The sequence below is a fragment of the Rhodococcus sp. 14-1411-2a genome, from assembly GCF_002259485.1.
Classification (GTDB): domain Bacteria; phylum Actinomycetota; class Actinomycetes; order Mycobacteriales; family Mycobacteriaceae; genus Rhodococcoides.
The window spans coordinates 230,770-251,691 of sequence record NZ_NPGA01000012.1; the positions used below are offsets into that span (position 1 = coordinate 230,770).

21 protein-coding genes are annotated in these 20,922 nt (G+C 66.3%); 2 read left to right on the forward strand and 19 right to left on the reverse strand.

Annotated elements, in window-relative coordinates; all coding sequences use genetic code 11:
• Nucleotides 1-18: 18 nt before the first annotated feature.
• From CH291_RS10680 to CH291_RS10690, 3 genes are all read right to left on the reverse strand, one after another.
• Complete coding sequence (locus CH291_RS10680) at nt 19-1,662, reverse strand: ABC transporter permease (protein ID WP_094687425.1); 1,644 nt, start codon at nt 1,660-1,662, stop codon at nt 19-21.
• Nucleotides 1,628-2,665 carry an ABC transporter substrate-binding protein gene (locus CH291_RS10685; protein ID WP_094687469.1) on the reverse strand — a complete coding sequence of 346 codons (1,038 nt, stop codon included), beginning with the start codon at nt 2,663-2,665 and terminating at the stop codon, nt 1,628-1,630. Before CH291_RS10685 ends, CH291_RS10680 begins: the two co-directional genes overlap by 35 nt.
• A 117-nt stretch (nt 2,666-2,782) precedes the next feature.
• The gene (locus tag CH291_RS10690) at nt 2,783-4,090 is read right to left on the reverse strand and encodes a plasmid pRiA4b ORF-3 family protein (protein ID WP_094687426.1); all 1,308 of its coding nucleotides are present in this window, start codon (nt 4,088-4,090) and stop codon (nt 2,783-2,785) included.
• Between the two features lie 78 nt (nt 4,091-4,168).
• Here CH291_RS10690 and CH291_RS10695 point away from each other — a divergent pair, with 78 nt between their 5' ends.
• A complete protein-coding gene (locus CH291_RS10695) occupies nt 4,169-4,519 on the forward strand; it encodes a VOC family protein (RefSeq protein ID WP_094687427.1) in 351 nt (116 codons plus the stop codon).
• On the opposite strand, the gene CH291_RS10700 is transcribed toward CH291_RS10695, so the two are convergent.
• The 9 genes from CH291_RS10700 to CH291_RS10740 all read right to left on the reverse strand — a co-directional run bounded on the left by CH291_RS10700 (nt 4,510) and on the right by CH291_RS10740 (nt 12,098).
• Nucleotides 4,510-5,619, reverse strand: coding sequence for a TDT family transporter (locus CH291_RS10700; protein WP_094687470.1), 1,110 nt, complete (start codon nt 5,617-5,619; stop codon nt 4,510-4,512). The genes CH291_RS10695 and CH291_RS10700 overlap by 10 nt on opposite strands.
• Before the next feature lie 68 nt (nt 5,620-5,687).
• Nucleotides 5,688-6,596, reverse strand: coding sequence for a LysR family transcriptional regulator (locus tag CH291_RS10705; protein ID WP_094687428.1), 909 nt, complete (start codon nt 6,594-6,596; stop codon nt 5,688-5,690).
• Nucleotides 6,597-6,620: 24 nt separating this feature from the next.
• On the reverse strand, nt 6,621-7,478 hold the full coding sequence (locus tag CH291_RS10710; RefSeq protein ID WP_068045131.1) for a GIY-YIG nuclease family protein: 858 nt from the start codon (nt 7,476-7,478) through the stop codon (nt 6,621-6,623).
• A complete protein-coding gene (locus CH291_RS10715; protein ID WP_255183192.1) occupies nt 7,462-8,637 on the reverse strand; it encodes a DNA cytosine methyltransferase in 1,176 nt (391 codons plus the stop codon). The genes CH291_RS10710 and CH291_RS10715 overlap by 17 nt, the downstream gene beginning before the upstream one ends.
• Nucleotides 8,638-8,672: 35 nt before the next feature.
• A complete protein-coding gene (locus tag CH291_RS10720; protein ID WP_256980801.1) occupies nt 8,673-9,626 on the reverse strand; it encodes a copper resistance D family protein in 954 nt (317 codons plus the stop codon).
• Nucleotides 9,627-9,633: 7 nt separating this feature from the next.
• Nucleotides 9,634-10,179 carry a copper resistance CopC family protein gene (locus CH291_RS10725; protein WP_094687429.1) on the reverse strand — a complete coding sequence of 182 codons (546 nt, stop codon included), beginning with the start codon at nt 10,177-10,179 and terminating at the stop codon, nt 9,634-9,636.
• Nucleotides 10,176-10,835 (reverse strand): YcnI family copper-binding membrane protein, encoded by a 660-nt coding sequence (locus CH291_RS10730; RefSeq protein WP_068045127.1) that lies wholly within the window; start codon nt 10,833-10,835, stop codon nt 10,176-10,178. Before CH291_RS10730 ends, CH291_RS10725 begins: the two co-directional genes overlap by 4 nt.
• A gap of 43 nt (nt 10,836-10,878) precedes the next feature.
• Nucleotides 10,879-11,433 (reverse strand): hypothetical protein, encoded by a 555-nt coding sequence (locus CH291_RS10735; RefSeq protein ID WP_068045053.1) that lies wholly within the window; start codon nt 11,431-11,433, stop codon nt 10,879-10,881.
• 14 nt (nt 11,434-11,447) lie between these two features.
• Nucleotides 11,448-12,098 (reverse strand): DUF6474 family protein, encoded by a 651-nt coding sequence (locus CH291_RS10740; RefSeq protein WP_037186611.1) that lies wholly within the window; start codon nt 12,096-12,098, stop codon nt 11,448-11,450.
• Nucleotides 12,099-12,205: 107 nt separating this feature from the next.
• On the opposite strand from CH291_RS10740, the gene CH291_RS10745 reads away from it, so the two are divergent.
• Nucleotides 12,206-13,819, forward strand: coding sequence for a TM0106 family RecB-like putative nuclease (locus CH291_RS10745; protein WP_373455121.1), 1,614 nt, complete (start codon nt 12,206-12,208; stop codon nt 13,817-13,819).
• A 41-nt stretch (nt 13,820-13,860) separates the two neighbouring features.
• On the opposite strand, the gene CH291_RS10750 is transcribed toward CH291_RS10745, so the two are convergent.
• From CH291_RS10750 to CH291_RS10780, 7 genes are all read right to left on the reverse strand, one after another.
• Nucleotides 13,861-14,628 (reverse strand): SDR family NAD(P)-dependent oxidoreductase, encoded by a 768-nt coding sequence (locus tag CH291_RS10750; protein WP_068045041.1) that lies wholly within the window; start codon nt 14,626-14,628, stop codon nt 13,861-13,863.
• Between the two features lie 116 nt (nt 14,629-14,744).
• Nucleotides 14,745-15,584, reverse strand: coding sequence for a carbohydrate ABC transporter permease (locus CH291_RS10755; protein WP_068045038.1), 840 nt, complete (start codon nt 15,582-15,584; stop codon nt 14,745-14,747).
• Nucleotides 15,581-16,486 carry a carbohydrate ABC transporter permease gene (locus CH291_RS10760; RefSeq protein ID WP_094687430.1) on the reverse strand — a complete coding sequence of 302 codons (906 nt, stop codon included), beginning with the start codon at nt 16,484-16,486 and terminating at the stop codon, nt 15,581-15,583. Before CH291_RS10760 ends, CH291_RS10755 begins: the two co-directional genes overlap by 4 nt.
• A complete protein-coding gene (locus CH291_RS10765; RefSeq protein WP_068045032.1) occupies nt 16,483-17,778 on the reverse strand; it encodes an ABC transporter substrate-binding protein in 1,296 nt (431 codons plus the stop codon). Before CH291_RS10765 ends, CH291_RS10760 begins: the two co-directional genes overlap by 4 nt.
• Nucleotides 17,779-17,866: 88 nt before the next feature.
• Entirely contained in the window at nt 17,867-18,883 is a 1,017-nt protein-coding gene (locus CH291_RS10770) for a hypothetical protein (RefSeq protein ID WP_094687472.1), read from the reverse strand.
• On the reverse strand, nt 18,880-20,064 hold the full coding sequence (locus tag CH291_RS10775; RefSeq protein WP_094669706.1) for a hypothetical protein: 1,185 nt from the start codon (nt 20,062-20,064) through the stop codon (nt 18,880-18,882). The genes CH291_RS10770 and CH291_RS10775 overlap by 4 nt, the downstream gene beginning before the upstream one ends.
• 33 nt (nt 20,065-20,097) lie before the next feature.
• A complete protein-coding gene (locus tag CH291_RS10780; protein ID WP_094669705.1) occupies nt 20,098-20,802 on the reverse strand; it encodes a TMEM165/GDT1 family protein in 705 nt (234 codons plus the stop codon).
• Nucleotides 20,803-20,922 lie beyond the last annotated feature (120 nt).

Below are 20,922 nucleotides of genomic sequence, written 5' to 3' on the forward strand. Positions count from 1 at the left end.
CTCTTCTCAGCGTTGGATCTACGGTCGCCCGGCTCGGGTGGACGCCACGAGGCCGAGGCCCGCGAATCCGACGAGCGCGACGAGTAGGGACAGGGCGGAGGCGGCGTTGTAGTCGCCGGCCTGCTGCAGGTTGAAGATGGACACGCCGAGGGTCTGTGTACCCGGAGCGACGAGGAGCACCGACATGGTCAGCTCGCGCACTGCAGTGAGAGCAACGAGCACCGCACCGGTGACTGCAGCGGGGATCGCCATCTTCCACGGCACGTCCCACAGCGATCGAAGATGTGACGCGCCGGAGGATCTGGCGACTTCTTCGAGGGCTGTCGGAGTGGAACTCAGCGGTGCTCGAACGGCCTGGACGACGATCGCGAGGAACGCCATCACGTAGGCGCACAGGATGACCCACTTGGTGTCGAACAGTCCGGTGTACCGGCCGATGATCAACCAGCCCACTGCGATGACGAGGCCGGGAATCGCCTGCGGCAGCATCGCTGCCAGATCCAGGCCGACGTTGTCGCGAGACCTGGTGCGGGTGGTCAGTACCCCGATGGCCAGGCCCAGGAATCCGCAGACGACTGCGGCTCCCAACGCCAGCGTCACCGAATTCTGAATGCCGACGAGGGTTCCCGGTGCGGTGACCGCGCTCTCGATACTCTGCAGCGTGAGATTGCTCCAGGTGAGCGGCACGCCGGGAGCCGGAAGCAGGGCCTGCGTCGCCAACGCCAGGATCGGCAGGACCGTCAGAACGAGGCCGAGGATCCACGCAGCGATGCCCGCTGGAATTCGGCTGCGGCCCAACGGAAGTAACTGGGGCGGCGTGACCGCACCGTCGAGCTGAACGGAGCGACGCCCCAGAACGCGGTCGAGTGCGACCGCGACAACGGCCAGTGCGAGGAGCCCGATGCCGATGGTGGAGACCACCTCCAGTGGTCGATCGACGGTGCCCGACTGTATGTATCGATACACCATCGTCGACAGGGTGACGTAGCGCTCGGGGAGTCCGACCAGCGCCGGAATGCCGAAATCGGCCAGATTGGACACCGCAGTCAACGTCAGCGACGCCAGGAGGGCGGGACGCAGCAGTGGCAGCGTCACATCGCGCATGGCTCGCCAAGGAGATGCCCCGGCGATCCGAGCCGCCTGTTCCAGATCGCCGGGTACGCGTCGTAGCGCCGCCGAAATGATCAGGTACGCAAGCGGATACGAGTGGACCGTCAGCAAGAAGATCACTCCGTCGCCGCCGTAGATGTTCCACAGCGGTCCGCCGCCGAAGGCGTCGTTCCAGTACGAGTTGATCATCCCGCTCGGGCCCAGCAGGCCTGTCCAGGCGATCGCGCCGACGAACGGCGGAATCAGCAACGGGCTGAGCAGAATCAGGCGCAGTACCGATCGGCCCGGCAGATCGGTGCGATCGAGAACGAGGGCCATGATGGTCGCAATCACCACCGCCGCGGCCGCCGACACACCGGCCGACACGACGCTGTTGGTAGTGGCCGACGCGATTCCGCCGTCGAGCAGCTCTTGTATGTGGTTGCCGCCCAATCCGATCGAGACCACGGCCGCCAGTGGAGCGCCGACCAGGGCCAGTACTGCCAACCACAGGCAGGCGCGAACCCAGGTGACGCGGTCAGCCAAGAAGATCGTTGAACGTGGCGACGGCATCGGGCTGGGAGGCGGTGATGGTGTCGAGGTCCGGGTTCAGCAGTTCGATGTCGTCGAGAGCGGGCGCGCCTTCCGGCGTGCCGACATCGGACCGAACCGGCAGGTACTGCTGCTCGACGGCGATCTCCTGACCGCGCTTGCTGACCAGGAAGTCCACGTACTTCTGCGCGGCCTCCTGATTGGCCGAGTCCTTGAAGATTCCGGCCGGTTCGGAAATGTACGGGACGCCATCGGTGGGGTACGACGCGGCGATGGGCGAGCCCTTCTCGGCCAACTCGCGCACCAGGTAGTCCACCACGATCCCGACCGGCTGGGTGCCGGCCGCGACGGCCTGAGCGACCGGGCCGTTGCTCTCGGCGACCACGGGTTCGTTGGCGACGAGATCGGTGAGCCACGGAAGGCCGAGGTCTTCCTGGCCCAGCCAGACGGCGGTGTTGAACGCTGCCGCGCCGGACACATCGGGATTGGGCAGCGTGATCCGGCCCTTGTACTGGGGGTCCGCCAGGTCCTTCCACGATGTCGGGGGCTGCGAGACGGTCCCGGTGTTGTACGCGATGACCGTCGGGATGATGCGGGTTCCCACGTAGTAACCGTCGGGATCGACGACGTTCGGGTCGAGGGCGTCGACGTCGGCCGGGGTGTACTGCAGCAGCAGGTCGTCGGCCTTGTACTTCTCGAACGTGGGGGCGTCCGCGGCGAGCAGGACGTCGGCACCGATGGAGCCGGTCTGCCGCTCCGACGCGATGCGCGCATTGAGATCTCCGGTGCCCGCGCGGAACACCTGTACGTCGATGCCGGGGTTCTCTGCAGTGAACTCGGCGTTGAGAGCGTCGATCTTCGCCTGCGGCTCCGAGGTGTACACCGTGAGAGTGCCGCCGGCCCCGTCGCCGTCTCCACCGGCATCGGGAGCCGCAGGCTCGGAGCAGGACGCGAGGGTGAGAGCGGCTGCGAGACCGAGGATTCCACCGGTGGCAACGCGACGAACAGTGTTCACTTGGTACATCTCCTGGAAGCATCGAGCACGGAAGTTGCTCATGCTTCCGACCTGAATCGACACGCAGACATGTGTTGTGGGAACTGCACGTGTCGCCGGGGTGAACGACTCGGGGGCAGGGGTTGACTACCCAGCTCGAGACGACAAGGCGTGTACCGCGAACTGCCGTCCCCAGTCCGGTCCGGCCCCTTCGCGACCCAGGGTCGACGGCACAGCGCCGATCAGAGTCAGGAAGTCCAAGGTCGGTCGAGCGAGGTACTGGGCGTACGGTCTCTCCCTCTCGGGGATCATCCATCCGAGCGCCTCGAGGCTTCGGAAGACGAGCGAATTGCGTTCGTCTACAGAGCAACTCGCCGCAACCGACACCAGGAGCAGAACGCCCGCGTCTTTCTCGTACTGCTCGCGCCCAACGGGCATCCGAGCCGCGGCGTGTGACCACAGGCGGACCGGGTCGGTGGCGAGGGTGTTGCCCAAACGGGTGCGAAGAAGCCGCCCCTTCAGGACACGAACGAGTCCGAGTTGCGTCACAGCAGTCCGAAGCCAGTGCACCTGTTGATGGTCCACCTCGCGGTTGGCGCTTCCGAACCATCTGGTGACCCACTCGAGCTCGGTACGCATCGCCGCAACGTCCCTGGGCGGCACATAGCCTGCAGCGGTCAGCGTGATTCCGTCTTCGCCCACGCGCGCCAGCATCCACGTCAGCTTTTCCATTGCCGATGCCGCCACTGCGGGGTCCACCTGTGCCACATCCACATCCACATCGACATCGACATCGACGCGCGCGAGGACATCGGGCAGATCGGGGTGATACTCGAGGGGCCCGCGTTCGAGAAGCGAGCCCAGTTTGGGTAGCCGTTCCCGTACGCGACCGGCCAACTCCGTCACCGCGCGCCGCAACGCGATTCTGTTGTTCGCGTCGGCCACCGCGAAGCGCTCGTCGAAGTCGCCCGCCCAGAGCTTCATGTGGTCGTGCTCAGGATGGTCGGTATCAGCGAGAACCTTCAGCAGTTCGGCGTAGCCCGACGAGCCGCCGCAGTCTTCGGGTGGGCAGGCGCGGTCGCCGTCGAGGCAGGCTGCAGTACCGGCTACGGGCGATACCTCTTCCACGACCAGGTGGTGTGTCCATCCGTCACCGAAGTCGTACTCGTACCCGAGACGATCCCCGACGGCACCGAGGACGTCGTCCACCCGAACGCCGTCTTCGAGTGTCCCGGTGCCGTCGTCCCACTCCTCGAGCGAGGACTTCATCTCGTAGCGTCGAGTGCTTCGAAGAGGATCGTCGCCGACGAAGAACATGTGCAGATGTCGGTCTTCCCAACCCATGACGTCCTGAATGACGTCGTGCAGCTCGGGCAGTGTGGCGTCGGAGGCGATGGTGAACCGCCGCCACACCACCGGCTCGACGTCGGCCAGAGTCACCCTGATCGTCAGCATCGTCAGGATTGTCCATCATGTGTGAGATGTTCGTCGAGCACGTCCCCGCGGGGACGTTGTCGCCGATACAGTCCGGGCATGGATGTTCTGCGCGCGATGCCATTGCTCACGGTCACCGATCTCGATGCGGCGCTGGACAAGTACGTCCAGGTCACCGGCATGGAGGTGGTGATGAATCACGGCTGGATCGCCACGCTCGCTCCGGCGGGCGACAGTGCGGCGCAGCTCAGTCTGATCACCACCGATCCCACCGGGCCGGTCAATCCGTCGGCATCGATCGAAGTGGACGACGTGGACGCGGCGTACCGGGCAGCGATGGACGCCGAACTCGAGATCGTCTACAAGATCACCAACGAGGAATGGGGAGTCCGCCGATTCTTCTTTCGGGATGCGGGCGGCAACGTGGTGAACGTGCTGTCTCACCTGTGATCCGGATGCAACAACTCTCCGCGCCGGATTCCGCGAACGGTTCGGGTGGCCACGGTGAGCCAGGCGGCGAGCAGTAGGACGTACAGGGCAACGGCCAGAGCCTGCACCGCACCGAAGTTCAGCGCATGACCCAAGGCAGTCGCTCCGGTGACGCAAGTCCCGATGGGGAACGTGAACGACCACCACGTCAGCGAAAACCCCAGGTTTCTGCGTGCCGCGTGCACGGTCAGAGCTGTCGCCAGCGCGAACATCAGCATTCCGAAGCCGCCCATGATCAGCCCGTAGCCGATACCGAAGACGTGTAGCCCGACGGCGACCGACGCCTGTGTACCGGTGAACACCATCGATGCGTCGGTGCCCAGCAGGTTGGCCGCCGTGATCGACTGGCCGATCAACCCCAACGTGATCCACACGGTCGGGGCCGCGTCGACGGGCGGCAGACCGCCGTGCAGCAGGCGCCCGTAGATCAGAGTCAGCGTGATCATCCCGACGATCAGCGACAGCCCGAACATCGCATAACAGGCGCACAGCAGCGCCAGCCGCCACTGGCCCTCGGGTAGGTGCGGAAGCAGCAACGCCCCTGTCGACGCCGACACCATCGGCGGCACCACAGGCATCAGCCACGCGGGCAGGGCTGCGACGTCACGATGATCGGACGCGGTGATCATTCGATACGGAACGACGACACTGGTGAGCAGACCGGCGATCGTCCCGGCGGTCCACAGGCCGGCGAACAGCGCGGTGGCCGCAGTCGGTCCGAGCACGTCCGCGCCGAGCAGGCCCGCTCCCGCGCCGACGGTGAGCATCGCCATGGGCGGAGCGCCGTAGAACTGCACCATCACCGGGTGTCGGGCGTACTCGACGGCCCGGTCGCGGTGCCCGATCCAGTGCCGCGCGAAGGCTCCACCGATCACGGCCAGCGCCGTAGCGGCGATCACCCATACCGCAACGGCAAAGACGTGCAGTGTAGGAAACTGCACAGGCAGAGTTGCGGCCGCAGTGGCGACGATCCCGGTACCCATCACCGCGGCGAACCAGTTGGGGGTGATGTGCTCGAAAGTCCTGGGATGCACAGCGGGGGTGAGGGCGGTGACGGTCATGACTTCAGCGTGCGCGTAGCCGGTCACGTCCGGTAGGTACCGAAATGTTCGTTACCCATAACTGGACGTTATGGCTGGGTCTTTGCCGCCACGGACAGCAATTCAGCGGCGGGGCCGGTGGGGATGCGGCCGGACGGCCAGATCGCCCTCAACTCACGACGCAGAGTCAGTCCTGGGATCGGTACGCGGACCAGGGTTCCCGCGGCCAACTCGGGGGCGACGGCCAACGAGCTCAGCACGGCTCCGCCGATTCCCGCACCGACGGCGGACTTGATCGCCGTCGTCGAGGAGACCTCGAGAAACGGCGACATCGGCTGCCCGAGACCCGCTGCAGCCACCGCGCTTTCGTAGGCGGAGCGTGTTCCCGACCCCGCCTCCCGCGTCACCAGTGCGGTGGCGACGATCTCGGCGGCCGACGGCGCGGTGACTGCCCAGGCGTGATCAGGTGCCACCACCAGTACCAGCTCGTCGGTGGCAACGGTCCGATGATCCAGATCCGCAGGGACAGTCGGACTTTCGATGAAGCCGAGGTCGGCGGCCCCCGCAAGCGCTCTCTCGGCGACCACTGTGGAATTGCCCGACGTGAGGCTCGGCACGATGTGCGGGAGATGCGTGTGGAGCGTGACCAGCCATCGGGGCAGAAGATATTCTGCGACAGTCTGACTCGCGGCGATCTGCACATGGCCGACGCGTTCGGCGTGCAACGTGGCGATGGCCGTCGCCAGGTCCTCGGCGGACCGCACGACCGGCGCTGCCCAACTCGCGACCAGCTCGCCGAACTCGGTCAGCACCGTTCCGCGTGCGCCTCGTTTCAGTAAAGGAGCGCCGACCCGTCGTTCCAGCGCACGGATACGCGCGCTGGCCGCGGGCTGCGACATGCCGTGCGCTCGACCCGCTCGCCCGATGCTGCCGAGCTCGGCGACCGACAGCAGCAGGTCGATGCTGGTGAGATCGGCAACGTGAGGGGGGAGCGGCACAGGGCGAGCGTACGACGACCCGAGTCAGAACTCGCTGAACAGGTCCAACTCGCCTTCGGGGTCGGTGGCCCCTTCGATGTCTTCGGGCTCGTCGTCCGAGTCCGGGGCGCGCTCGTGCAGCACCGAACCCACCAGCGCGGTGACGTCGATCGCGGCGGGATCGGGGATGGGGTGTCCCTCGACGAAGGCGAGTCGCTCGGCCGACAGGTAGGCCAAACGCACGGCCTGGACCACGAGGACGCGTCGTAGACCCTCGGAGACCTCACCGCGTTCGCGAGTGACAGCAGCCAGCCGTGAGATGGTCTCGGCGCGGCGCGCGATGCGAATGTCGGGGTGCCCGCGCTCGCGGCGGGTCTGCTCGGAGATCAGCGACCGACGCAGTGACGCAGGGAGTGCGATGGGCTCCGAGACCGGCGGAATCTTCTCGTTGAGGATCGCCTTGTGTCGAGACTTGTCGATGGCCTCGAGGTACGCCGTGTACTCGTGCGCATTCAGATCGCGCTCGGCTGCGCGGAATTGCTCTGCGCCGTCGGACTTCTTGAGATCCTCGTACTGCCACAGAGGCCAGATCTCGATTTCGGCGACCTCGAAGACGTCGAGTACCCGCATCGCGACGGCGTCGGTTCGCTGGTTGGTCAGATGGCGCTGCACTCGGACGCTGAGCTTCTCCTTGGTCTGCCCCACGTAGATCGGCTCACCGTCGTAATCGTAGAACGCATACACGCCCCATTTGGCCGCCGACCATACTCGACCCTGATTGTCTTTCTCGCTCAGCACTTCTCGCAGTGCGGTGCGAAAGGACTGCACGTCGTCCGCGGGCAGAGTGCTCTTGCGCGGAGCGACGGCGGACGACCGCAGCGAGGACTTACCGTGACTGGACATGTGCCGCAGTCGAACTCAGGGTCCCGCTGACCAGCGGCATCAGATAGTGCTCGGCGAGCCAGGCGACCACGGGAACGCACACCGCATCACCGAAACCGAAGAGCGCCTGGTTGTTTCGCAAACCGTCGAGTGTGTACTCGCCGGCACCCATCAGGCGGGCGTATTCGAGTGGCGTCATCCACCGCACCTGCAACCGGCCGTTGCCCATCTTGACCACCGCTTGTTTGGACGAACCGCCACGGGCGGTACGGAGGCAACCGGAGATGTCGTCGGGGCGAGCTTCCCAGACGGCGACGCCGTTACGGGTGCGACGGTAGGCGGTACGGTAGCTGACCTTGCGGGCCTTCTTCAGGATCTCGATGCGCTGCAACTGAATCGGCGACAAGGACTGCACGAATGCTGCGGTACGGTCTGCATCCCACCACCGCTCGTCGCGGTAGTCCATGCGCTCGACCAGATCACCGAGGCCACTGGTCAACGGAATCGGCGGACTCGGCAAGGGTGCCCGATGGGTCAGCAATGTCGAATCGCCGTACACCGCTTGCAGCCAATCCGGCCGAAGCTCACTGTTGGGATCGCGCGCGTCCTCCGGGGGATTCTGTGCACCGACCAGGAAAAGGCGCGGACGCGACTGCGGAACGAAGCGTCGAGCATCGATGGTGAGGACATCCACGGAGTAACCGAGCTGGTTGAGCTCCCGGACCGCTGCGGCCAGATCGTCTCCACCGTGACTGGTCGCCAGCCCGACGACGTTCTCGAGCGTCACCACCTCGGGTCGAGCATCACCGAGCTCGCTCAGTACCCGCGTGAAATGACGAAACGTCGACGAGTTCTTACCCGCGAGCCCGGCCCGGCCGCCGGCCAACGACAGATCGGTGCACGGAAACGACGCCCACGCCAACGACAGCCCCTCGGGCAGATCGTCTCCTCGAGTGCGTGCGACATCGCCGAGCTGAAAATGGCCGGCCTCGCCACCGAAGTGCTGGCGGTACATGTGATGCTTGTCGCGCTCGATGTCGTTGGCCCACGACACCTCGAAACCGGCCTGCTCCAAGCCCATTCGCACCAGGCCGATACCGGCGAAGAACTCCGCGACAGTATGGATCCGACCGAGCGCAGGTGCCGAAGAACCACCCGGCACCACAGTCAACTTCGGCATGCACCCAGGCTAGTACAGAGCGCCGACAAGCTTGGTTATGCAGTGGTCGCCAGCGCAGCAGCCAAGCCGAACGCCACCGCCAGCAGGCAGATGTGCGCTGCGGCTCGGCCCACCGAGTGCTCGACGGTGGATCGGTGCGCGGCGACGGTGGGTAACCACGTCCCACGGATTCGGTGAGCGGACGCGATCAGGATCACCGTGACGAGAAGCTTCGCGAGAACGATTCGGCCGTAACCGGTCTCGACCACGGCAGCAAGGCTGTCCAGCTTCAGGACCGCGTCGAGCACTCCGGTGGTGGCAACCCCGACGACGCACCAGAACGCGACTCGCGAATAGACCGGCAACAGCGTCGCCCACGCGGATTTGCTCCGTAGGCTCAGCGCCATCGCACCCAGGACGCCGAGCCACACCGACGCGCACACCACATGCACGGCGACGGCAAAAGACCCGAACGTGAACTGAGACATGTGCCCGGTGATCGGCCGAGCGACCAGCGCAAGGGATGCCAGCACGACCACCGGAATCGGTGACCAGCTCGCCCTCAGTCGATACCCGGCCACCCCGATGGCGCACAGGGCGAGCGTCAGGATCACCGTCGCAGAACCCAGACGGCCCACCGAGATCGAGGTGGCGAACGTGGCGAAAGCGCTGGGCGACAACGTCAGTGGCGTGCGACCGGCAGAATCGGCTGCCGCGGCGGCCAGCAGAACGAACTCGGCCACCGCCCATAGTCCCGACAGGTAGCCGATCGCGCGCCACATCACCGGCGGGTCCACGGCGGGGCGTCGGGAATCGGAACTGGCGTCCAGGACTGCGAGAACCCCGAACCCCAACACCACCGAGCCCGACGCCACCGCGATCACCCGTAGCCACGACGACCCACCGGGAAAGGTGGGGAACGCCAGCGCGAACGCTGCCGCGACCCCCACCAGCGCCGCAGCTGCGGCGGCGAGTACCAGCCGAACACTTCTCTCGCCCACCGCAGCCACGTCGGTGCTACTTCCGGGTCTTGGGCTTACGGAGCGCGAATCCCAATGCCCCGGCGAAGGCCAGAACCGCCACGGCGATCAGCGCGATCCGACCGTAGCCGCCGAGGAACGAGCCCTCGGACTCCTCTGCGCTTCCCGACGCGTCGGCGGGTGCCCCCGGAGTCCCTGAGCCCTCCTGCGTCAGCGTGAACGACGCTGTGCCGCTGACCGGATGGCCATCGGCCGAGGTGATGCGGTACGCGAGGGTGTACTCGCCGACCGGCCCCAGCTCGCCGACGTCGACGACGACGCTCTGGCCCTCGATGCGCGCATCACCCTTCGACCAGATGTTGCCGTCGGGCCCGACGACGTTGAGTGTGGCGAACTGCGACTGCGGCACCTCGTTGAACGACACGGACGCCGTGGCCGGAGCCGCGTCCAGGGAGGACCCGTCGGCCGGGCTGTACCCGGTGACCTGCGAATGAGCCGAGGCGATCGGTGCGGCGATCAACAGCATCAGCAGTGCTGCGACCGAGACGACCAGCGCCCTCGTGGACAGGACCAGTGATCTCATGAGCGCCGCGCCCTGATCGTTGCACCGATGCCAAGGCCTGCGCCGACGGCACCGAGCACGAGTCCGACGCCGGCGAGCCAGCGGGCGGTGTTGTCCTCCGAAGACGTCGACGCCTGAGAGGCGGCGGTGGTCTCGGTGTGGGCGCTGCCGTGCGCATCACTGCCGGCCGCGGCGAGAGTCAGGGTGGGAGCGGGCAATTCGGGCTCGCTACCGTCCTCGGTCATCGGCTCGTTCCAGTCGACGACCTCACCGTCGGTGTAGGTCTGGGTGGCCGGGAACGAGACGGTCTCCTGCTCGGGCAGCGGGCCCGCCGAGAGCAGGAACTGCTGGAACTGGCCTGGCCCGACCTCGGAACCGGGGTTCGCCGTCCACGTCACCGATACCGCGAGATCGGCGGAGTCCTTCTCGACGGTGGATGTCCAGCCCGGAACGGGCTGTGTGCGAGCGGAATTGAGGCCGGGGAGGGTCACCTTGACCGAACTGGTCGAGGCGGTATCGGACTCGGTGGGAACGCGGAACGTCAGCACCGAGTAGCCGCCCTGCGCGGCGTCGGGAGCGGAGACGACGACGTGCGCGGACGCAGCGCCTGCGCCGATCAGCAGTGCGCCGACGGTGGCTCCCGAGACGAACAGGGCACGGGAAAGAGAGCTCTTCATGGGTTGGGTCATTTCTGTGCAGAGAAGCGGAAAAGGGTGTCGGTCAGAATGCCGACCGCGAGTGGAGCCCGCGGAACGAGCAAGACGACATCGGGGGACCGCGACGAGAAATGACCCAGTCCAGAGCGGTGCCGTCTACCGACGGAACCGCGACGGACATGGACACGCGACCGACGGCGGAACCGTCGGGCAGGGGAGTGAGGAGCGCGAGAATTGCTCGGACGATGGACGTGATGGGGCCGTAGAGGCGCTCGGCCGCGGCGATCATCAGGCCGGTGACGACCGAGGCGGCCGCGTGAAAGGCGATCATCGCTGTGCTGGGCAACAGTGAATGCGCGTGCATCTCCGCTGCACTGCCGAGGCTCAGCGCGATATGGGCGACGAGTTGTCCGCCCAGCAGAGCGGGAAGCAGCAGGACGGTCGAACGTCTGGGCAGGGCCGTCATGGCACCCACCCCGATGCTGACGACGACGAGCAGAGCCAGTGCGGAACCGTCGGGCCAACCGCCGCCGGCCATGCCGTGAGCGGCCACCGCGAGCGCCGCGGTGACGATACCGACAGCTCCGCCGCGAAGCGGGGCGGCAGAGCTGTCGGTCATCGGTTGTGCAGGGTTCAGCGCACGCCGAGGCGGGCGAGCAGATCGGCCTCGATGCCGTCGAGCTCTGCGGAGATCGCGGCGTGCGCGGTCTTGCGGCGAGCGGGCGGCATCTGCTCGGATGCGCGGACGGCGGTGGTCAGATCGTCCAGACGCTCGCTGATCGCGGCACCGAAGCTCTTGGTCTCGGGATCGGAGTGGCGCGCACCGATGGTGTCGAGCGACTTCTCGGCACCGGCGATGCGGGCACTGAGCTTTCCGCCGTGGCCGGTGTACTCGCTGAGCTGGTCGGGAGCGACACCGAGCTGCTGTGCCTTGCGGCTGTCCAGCTGCGCGCGAACGACGGTCGCACCGCGGTAGAGGATGGGAGCCAGCACCGGAATCAGCAGTCGAGCGATGCCGAGGTACTTGCGGATCTGAGCCACGCTGAGCGTTCCCTGTACCGCGGCCTTCTGCTGCGCCTTGAGAGCGGAGACCTGGGCCTTCTCGACGTTCTTCTGCGACTTCGCCTCCACCGCGCTGAGCTTGCGCTGCGCCTTGGCGATCGACTTCAACTGCTTGCGCTCGTTCTTCGCGCCCAGCTTCGCTTCGAGTGTTGCCTTGTGCTTGAGCGCCTTGGCCTCTGCCTTGCGAGTGGCTCGACCCTTACGCTTGCGGAACAAACCCATCGAAAAGGCTCCTGACGTGTGCTGCTAGGCGGGACAGTGCGTTACCCACACCCTATCGGGCGCTGATCTGTGCAGGCTGTCGGAGGGCTGACCTAGTGTCTAACAGTGTGAACGGTCAACGAGGCGCGGCAGCAACATCACCTGTGCCCGTGCTGCTCGATGCCGGATCGTTGACGCGGTGCAGGCATCGGCTCTATCTCGACACCGCGTACGGATCGTTGCTGCGCGGTGAACCCGAGAACCCAGGGGTGCGGCAGCGTCGAGAAGCAGCTCAGGCGCACCGCGAGAACGTCCGTGCGCAGTTGGCCGTGGACGATTCGATGCGGTGGATGGAGATCGACGAACCCACCGCCCGAGAGGCTGCCGACGCGACCGTCGCCGCCTGCCGGGCCGGCGTGGAACGCATCTGGAACGCGGTACTGCCCCTCGAACGCGACACCGGACGACGCGGGCGCAGCGAACTGCTCGTCCGCGACGCGGCGGGCGGATACATCCCGGTGATCGTCGTCAACCACAAGGTCACCGACCCCGGCCGTGGGGCGCGCACCACCCCGCTCGACCAGTGGTCTCCGGCGATCGACGAGACTCGAAAGGTGCGCAGTCAGCTGCGCGATCAACTCCGGCTCGCGCACCTGTATCGGATGCTCGCGCACGAGGGCCTGGCCACGGCCACACCCGTCGGCGGCGCGGTGGGCTACAAGGGTGAATGCATGCTGGTGCACGATCTCGCGACGGTCCTCGACGAGTACGACACCCGCTTCGCGGACCGGCTCGAGGTGGCCCAGGGCGTCGCGTTCACCGTGCCCTCCCAGGTGAGCGAATGTCGTTCGTGTGCATGGTGGTTCGACTGCAAGCCGCAACTCGAAGCCGTTCGGGACGTCTCGCTTGTCGCCTCCGGGTCCCGCGCCGAGGTGTTGCGCAGCGCGGGCGTGCGCACCATCGACGAGTTGGCGCAGTGGACCGGCCCGGCTCCCGAGGAGTGGCCGTTCGGAAACTTCGACGACGCCGTGTCCGCCGCGCTGGCCTGGCGAGCGGACGTGCCGCTGCTCCGGCGCTCGGAGACCGTCTCGGTGCATCGCGCCGACGTCGAGGTGGACGTGGACATGGAGAGCTACCAGGAACATGGCGCGTATCTGTGGGGCACGCTGCTCACCGAGGCGGGCGGCCCGCCGCCGTCGTATCGGGGTTTCGTCACGTGGGATCCGCTGCCAACCGTCGACGAGGGACGCTCGTTCGCGGTGTTCTGGAACTGGCTGATGGATACCAGGGCCGACGCCGCCGCGCGCGGTAAAACCTTTGCCGCGTACTGCTATTCGCGACAGGCGGAAGACAAGTGGTTGCTCGACTCGGCACGCCGTTTCGCGGACGTTCCCGGGGTTCCCACCGAGGCGCAGATTCGCGAGTTCATCGACAGCGAGCAGTGGGTGGACATCTACCAGGCCGTGAGTGATCAGTTCATCTGCCCGAACGGCAAGGGACTGAAGAAGATTGCGCCGGTCGCAGGATTCGCTTGGCGTGACGACGAAGCCGGCGGCGAGGCGTCGATGGGGTGGTACCGCGAGGCCGTCGGATACGACGCCGAGCCCGACCACACGCAGCGCGAGCGACTGCTCGTCTACAACGAGGACGACGTGCTCGCAACGAAAGTGTTGCGCGAGTGGATGTCCGACCGCGCGGAGAAGGAAATCCCGACGGTAGCGGACCTGCGCGCTCGCGCGTGACCCCGCCTCGATCGGCGGGGTCACGCGCCAGTGGTCAGAGGTTAACGCGGAGCCATGCGGATCGCGCCGTCCATGCGGATGGTCTCACCGTTGAGGTAGTCGTGCTCGGCGATCATTTGGACCAGCTGCGCGTACTCGCTGGGCTGCGCCAGACGTGAGGGGAACGGCACCGAGGCCTCGAGGCCCTGACGGTATTCCTCGGTGACGCCTGCCAGCATCGGGGTGTCGACGATGCCGGGGGCGATGGTGTTGACGCGGATGCCGACCTGCGCCAGGTCGCGAGCTGCGGTGATGGTCATCGCGTGCACGCCGCCCTTGGAAGCGGTGTAGGCGATCTGGCCGATCTGGCCCTCGAACGCCGCCACCGATGCGGTGTTGATGACGACGCCGCGCTGGCCTGCGTCGTCCACGGTCGACTGCGACTGCATCCGGTTCGCGGCCAGGCGCATCACGTTGAACGTACCGAGCAGGTTGATGGTGATGACGGTGCGGAACAGCTCTAGATCGTGCGGTCCCTTCTTGGACAGGATGCGGCCCGCCCAGCCCACCCCCGCGCAGTTGACGACGATGCGCAGCGGCACTCCGGATTCGACGATGGTGTCCAGTGCGGCCTCGACCTCGGCTTCGCTGGTGACGTCTGCCGGAATGAGAGTCACCCCGGCCGGGACGCTGTCTCCGGCCCGCTCGATGGACTGTGGCAGATCGAGTCCGAAGACGGTGACGCCCGCGGCGGCCAGACGTGCGGCCGTTGCGGCTCCGAGGCCCGATGCCCCGCCGGTGACAAGTGCTGCTGTTCCTGAAATCTCCACGTCGTACGATCCCCTTCGCTCACGGTGGCGGGCCGCGGCACAGGCTGCGACCTCGTAGTCGCTTGCACCATAACCGGCGGGGCACCTCACCCGCCCTCAGGCACCCTGGAGGGGGCCTACTTGATACCGCTGCGCGCGAATCCGGCGATGAAGTATTTCTGGAAGAACAGAAACAGCAACGCCATCGGCACGACGTTGATCAGCGCGAACGCCATCGTGGCACCGTAGTCGCTGTTCGCCTGGCCCTGCAGGTACAGCAGGCCGATGGGGAGGGTGAACAACTCGTTCTCCCGCAGTGCGATCAGCGGCCACGCGAAGTCGTTCCACGATTGCAGCAGGCTCATGAAGGCGAGGACGGCGATCAGCGGTCCCGACAGCGGCAGCACGACGCGTCGAAAGATCTGCCAATGCCCGGCACCGTCGAGTCGGGCCGCCTCGAGCAGCTCACGGGGAATGCCGAGCATGAACTGGCGCGCGAGGAACAGCCCGAACGCGGACGCCGAACTCGGCAGGATCACCGCCCAGTACGTGCCGTACAGACCGAGTCCGACGACGATGCGGAACAGCGCCACCATGATCACCTGCACGGGCAGTACCAACGTTGCCAGCGCGATGAAGAACAGCGGCGTCGAGAATCGGAACTTCAAGTGCGCGAACGCATATCCCGCGAGCAGACTCGTCACCACGGTGATGATCGTGACCACGACGGCAATGGCGATCGAGTTGCCCAGCCACGTCGCGACCGGGAACGAGTCGAATACGCGGGTGACGTTCTCCCACGTCACCTGGCGGGGCCACAACCGTAGCTCACCCCCGCCCAGCAATTCCCCGCGAGTCGAGAACGCCACGGCCAGCATCCAATACAGCGGTGCGACGGTGATCAGGCCGATGACGGCGATGATCACGGTGCGCAGCACCAGTGCGCGTCGAGCGGACGCGTTTCTCGGCCCGCTCATTCGACCAGATCCTTCGTTCGGCTCGCGCGCCACTGCGCGGCGGCGAAGGTGAGGGCGAACAGGAACAGCACCATGCCGATCGATGCGGCGTAGCCCTGATCGCGGGTGACGAAGCCCGTCTCGTAGGCGTACGTGACCAGCACCGACGTCGCCCCGCCCGGTCCACCGCCGGTGAGGACGAAGACCAGATCGAACACCTGGAACGAGTAGATGACGTTGAGCACCAGCAGGAAGAACGACGTGGGACCCAGCAGCGGCACCGTCACGTTGCGGAAGCGCTGAAATGCGTTCGCGCCGTCCAGCCGGGCCGCCTCGTAGAGGTCGGGACCGAGACCTTGAAGACCGGCCAGATAGATCAGCATGTTCAACCCGGTGCGCCACCACACCGTGGCGATGACGATCGACGCGAAAGCCGGCCCGGGGGAGGACTGCCAGTCGATAGCAGGCAGCCCGAGGAAACCGATGAGATTGTTGAGCACGCCCGAGTTCTGGTCGAACACCAGAATGCCGATCAGTCCGGTGGCCACGCCCGAGACGGCCATCGGCAGGATCACCAGCGAACGCCACAGCGGCCTCGCCGGCAACGCGGAATTGAGCAGGACGGCAGCGATCAGACCGAACAGCATCGACAGCGGAGTGACCAACGCCGTGAACAGCAGGGTGTTGATCAGCGCCCTCCAGAACAGCGGATCATCCACCAGGCGCACGTAATTGGCTGCCCCGACGAACTCACCTGCACCGAAGCCGTCCGTCTGCTGCAGGCTGACGACAAACGCGGCGACGAGAGGAACGAGGACGAACACGGCCAACAGTACGTAGCTGGGGGCCAGGAATCCGGCGGCCGCGAACGCTTCCTTCCTGGCCCCGGCGCGTTTGGTCTTCGCTCGTACTACAGCCGTCATGCGCCGGTGACCCCGGCGATTCCGCTCTGCAACGCCGAGACGGTGGCAGCGGCATCCTGCGAACCGGCGAACGCAAGATCGAGTTGCTCCTTGAGAACCGGAATGATCGCCGACATCGACGGCGACGCGACCTGAGCGGCATCCTGCGGCTGCACCGTAGTGGCCTGAGCTGCGAAGATCGGGGCCAGCTCCGACCGGATATCGAACTCGAGGTCGGAGTTGAGCAGATCGGTACGCGTCGGCAGCAACGAGGCGGCCCTGCAGAAGTTGCGCATCTGTTCCTGCTGGGTGACGAACTCGAGGAACGACGCCGCCAGCTCCGGCTGCGAGGTCTGCGACGTGGCGACGAGTGCGTTGCCACCGAAGTCGCCGCCGCCCCGGCGATCTCGGGGTGCGAAGGTGGCCGTCCAATCGAAACTGGCCGTCGCATCGGCGTCGGGCAATTGGAATGCACCCGACCACACCATCGCCACCGACTGCGAGAACCAGGCCTCGCTGGCGTAACTCGACGACGCGATGGTGTTGTTCGCCGGCACATAGCCGTTCGAGAAGAACGACGACGAGAATTCGACGGCTCGGCGCGCCTCGTCGGAGTCGATCAGTGGAGTCTTCTGGTCCTCGGCCAGGAAGGACCCGCCGGCCTGGAACAGCAGACTCAACCAGCGGGTGACGCCGTTGCCCTGCCAGTTGTAGGCCCACGGGTACTTGTCGGCCGGCAGCGAGGAACGCAGTCGGTCGCCGATCGACGCCAACTCGTCCCACGTCCAGGCGTCGTCCAGGCTTGTCGGAACCGAGTCGATACCGGCCTGCGACAACAGGTTTCGGTTCACCAGAATTGCCGAAGTGTCGGTGTGGTGCGGTAGGCCGTAGGGGATTCCGCCGTTCTGCACTGCGGCCCACGCTGTGGGCGTGAACTGATCCCGCGTGTCCGACGCCAACAGCGGCGACAGATCGAGCAATTGGCCGCGGCCGGCGTACGCACCGAACGTGTAGTACGGAACGCGGAAGATGTCGGGTGGATTGCCCGCCTGTAGTTGGGCGTCGATGTTGGTGAACATCTGCTCGTACGGCACCGCGTTGAGGGTGATCGTCGTCCCGGGGTTGGCCGCCTCGAACGCGCTGATCGAGTCGCGGAAGCCGGCCAGCTCGGCATCGGTACCCCAGGTGGTGAACGTGAGTGTGCCCTCGGTCTGCTGCGACGGGCTGGATCTGACGAAGCCGCATCCGGCCAGCAGCAACGGCACTGCGGCGGCACCGGATCCGATCAGGAAGGATCGACGATCGAGAGGCATTGCTGGGCTCCGTTCATCGGCTGCCGGTGCGGCAGACCAACTGGTCCGCCGCAGGGTAACCACGACGGTCTGCGCCCAAACCCGGCCGTCAGCTTCGGTTGCGCCCGGTGTGGTCGTACTCGACTCGGTGTGCACCGTCGCCCAGGTCGTCGAGCAGAATCGTCGCCGCCACGGGGCGGCCAGGAGGTAGGAGCCGGACCGTCACCGCGCCTGCTTTGGCGGCATCGAGTGCGCTCGACGCGGCGGCCACGATGCGTTCTCGGGCGTCGTCGTCGAGAGCGTTCGGAGATCGGTCGTCGAGCATCATCACCTCCACCCCGCGGGCCCGCGCAGACCTGGCCGCGCGAGCGAGATCGGGTCGCACCAGACCGCGGGCGCGGAGGGAATCGCGGAGCTCGGCTTCGAGGAGTCGACACGCGAGGACTTCCTCCTCGGTGGGATCGGGGCCGTCGGCGATGCGCTGCAGCAGCGGACGGGCCAACGCGTCGAGACTGGCCAGACGAGCGTCGCGTTCCTCGAGCACGGCCGCCGCCGCGGCCTGGGACGCGATACGCACCGTCGACTGCTTGCGCAGCTCGAAAATTGCGGCGGCCAAGGGACGAATGGTGAAGGCGAAGAACGTCGCCATCAACAGCGGCGCGATGTTGATCGCGCTGAACGAGAGCCCGTACAGAAATCCCTGACCCGTCACCGCCGCCCACCCGATGGCCACCGACATGGTCAGTGCCAGCCCGAGCCACGCGGCGAGTGTGCGACCGCGGACACACATGAAGGTGTAGATCACCACCGACATCCCCAGGGGCCAGGTCTGCAAGCTTCCGGTCAGCGGCACCGGCAGGACGGCGAAGACCAGCGCGGCTGCCACCGGGCCCGATACGGTCATCAGTGCGGTCGACTGCGCGGTCAGTGGGTCACCAGGTGCCCGGAGCAGCAGGATGACCGCGGCCGAGAGTGCAAGCACAGCTGCGTACTCGGGCCACACTGCGGACACCCCGGTCAGGGTTGCGGATGCGCACACCAGGCACGCGAGGATGAAGAAACCGGCAACCGCGTACGCCGCCGCCGACCTCATCGACAGCAGGTCGCGGATGTCCTGGCCGTTCATCGCTTCCACCCCAATCGCACTATGGTGCCTGCGCTGGAGGATTCGATCTCGGCCGACCCGCCGTCGAGTTGACGCATTCGGCCTTCGATGCTGACGGCGACGCCGAGTCGGTGGGGCGGCACCGAACGTCGATCGAAGCCGATGCCGTTGTCCTGAACGGTGATGCGCATCGACGACGGGGCCAGCTCCACGGCAACCGAACGATGTGATGCCCTGGCATGAATTCTACTGTTGCGCAAAGCCTCTGCCAGTGCCGCGGCGATGGCGCGTACCGTCTCGGCCGGGTAGTGCTCTGTCCGCTCGAGCGCGCCCTCGTGCACGGTGAAGTCGATCGACTCGTCCACTGTCGTTGCGGCAGAACGAAGCTGAGCCAGAGTCTCGTCGGCCGAGAACGTCTCGGAGACGGTGCCGGTGGTCAGGTCATCGAGATGCAGCAGGGCCGAGCGCGCCTGACGGGCCAGGCTGGGCGTGCGGCCATGGCGGGCAACAGCGAGGAGAGAAGACATGACCTCGTCGTGGATCAGCGCGTCGAATCGTTCGCGCTCGACCTCACGCGCGGTGGCCGCAGCCGCCCGGGCCGCGTCGTCGTGTGTGGTCGAGATCGTCGCGTCGAGAATGCGTCCGGTGCGCACCGCGGCGAGTGTCGCGGCAACGAACACCGTGCAGAACATCATCGCGAAGAAGATCTCCGCAATGATGTTGCTGCGGGGGAACGGTTCTCGCACAGCCTGGTTGGCCAGCTGCACAAGAACGACGCTGACGCTCATGTGGATGAACGCCGGGACGGGGTGCCACACCGTGGCGGCGGCGAGTGCCGCCAGGCCGGGAAACACCGAGAGAAACGTCCCGGCTTGATCGAACGTCTCGCCGTCCCACGCCACCCACCACAGCACCGCCATGATCGGGAACGCCAACGCGGCCACGGAACCGGCAATGCGAATGACCCCGATGCTCGGGTGAAAGGTGGAGGCCGCGAACGCGAATCCGGTGCCGAACACGACCGCAACGGTGACCGGAGTCCACCAACCGGGAACCACCTCGCTGCTCCGTGCGATATCCGGGATCAACAGCAGCAGATAGGTGAGATAGCCGGTACCGACGAAACGGCCGAAGATTCTGATCAGACGGTCGGTCGAGTGGTGCGCCGCGTCGGTCGTACTCACCTGCTGCTCGTTGTTCATGCACCCCTCCCGGGAGAGGAGTGTAAACCAAGGTCAGGCGTGTTCGGTGCTGGTCTGCTGTGCCGATTCCCGCGCTGCCCTGATGCGGGAGCGTCGAACGAAGACGGCGATGACGACGGCGGAGATCGCGACGACTGCTCCGGCAGCGATGTAGGGAGCTGCGGTGCCGGGCATCAGGCCCTCGAAGAACAGGACGGCACCGAAGACGAAGAACAGGATGGCCGCGCCGTACTGGATCATGCGCTCCGGCAGGTGCTTTCCGAGTACCGCGCCGACCACGATGGCGAGTGCATCGGCAGCGACCATGCCGACGGTAGAGCCGATCCACACGCCCACCCAGTCGTTGTCGGCGGCGAGAGTGACGGTGGCCAGCATCGTCTTGTCGCCGAGCTCGGCCAGGAAGAACGCCGACGCGATCGCGAGGAATGCGGATTTGGTGACCCGGGAGGCCTTCGCGCCCTCGTCGTCGGACAGGGAGTCGCCGCGTAGCGTCCAGAGGCCGAAGATGACGAACGCGATGCCGCCGACGATGGAGATCGCCTCGGTGGGGATCGATACACCGAGGAAGTGGCCGACCGCGACCGAGACCAGGTGCACCACGGTGGTGGCAACGGTGATGCCGCCGATGACGACGTACCACTTGTAGCGCAGGGCGAACGTCATGGCCATGAGCTGGGACTTGTCACCCAGCTCGGCGACGAAAATGACAGCGAAACTCAACAGTAATGCGGACAGCACAGCGGACTCCTCGGTCGTCGACAGGACCGAAGGTCTCGCCCACCGGAACTGGCCGGTTCAGGTGCCGGGTTGCATTCGAGCAACCAGTATGTCGACACGGTGATTGGGGGCTACTCCCCT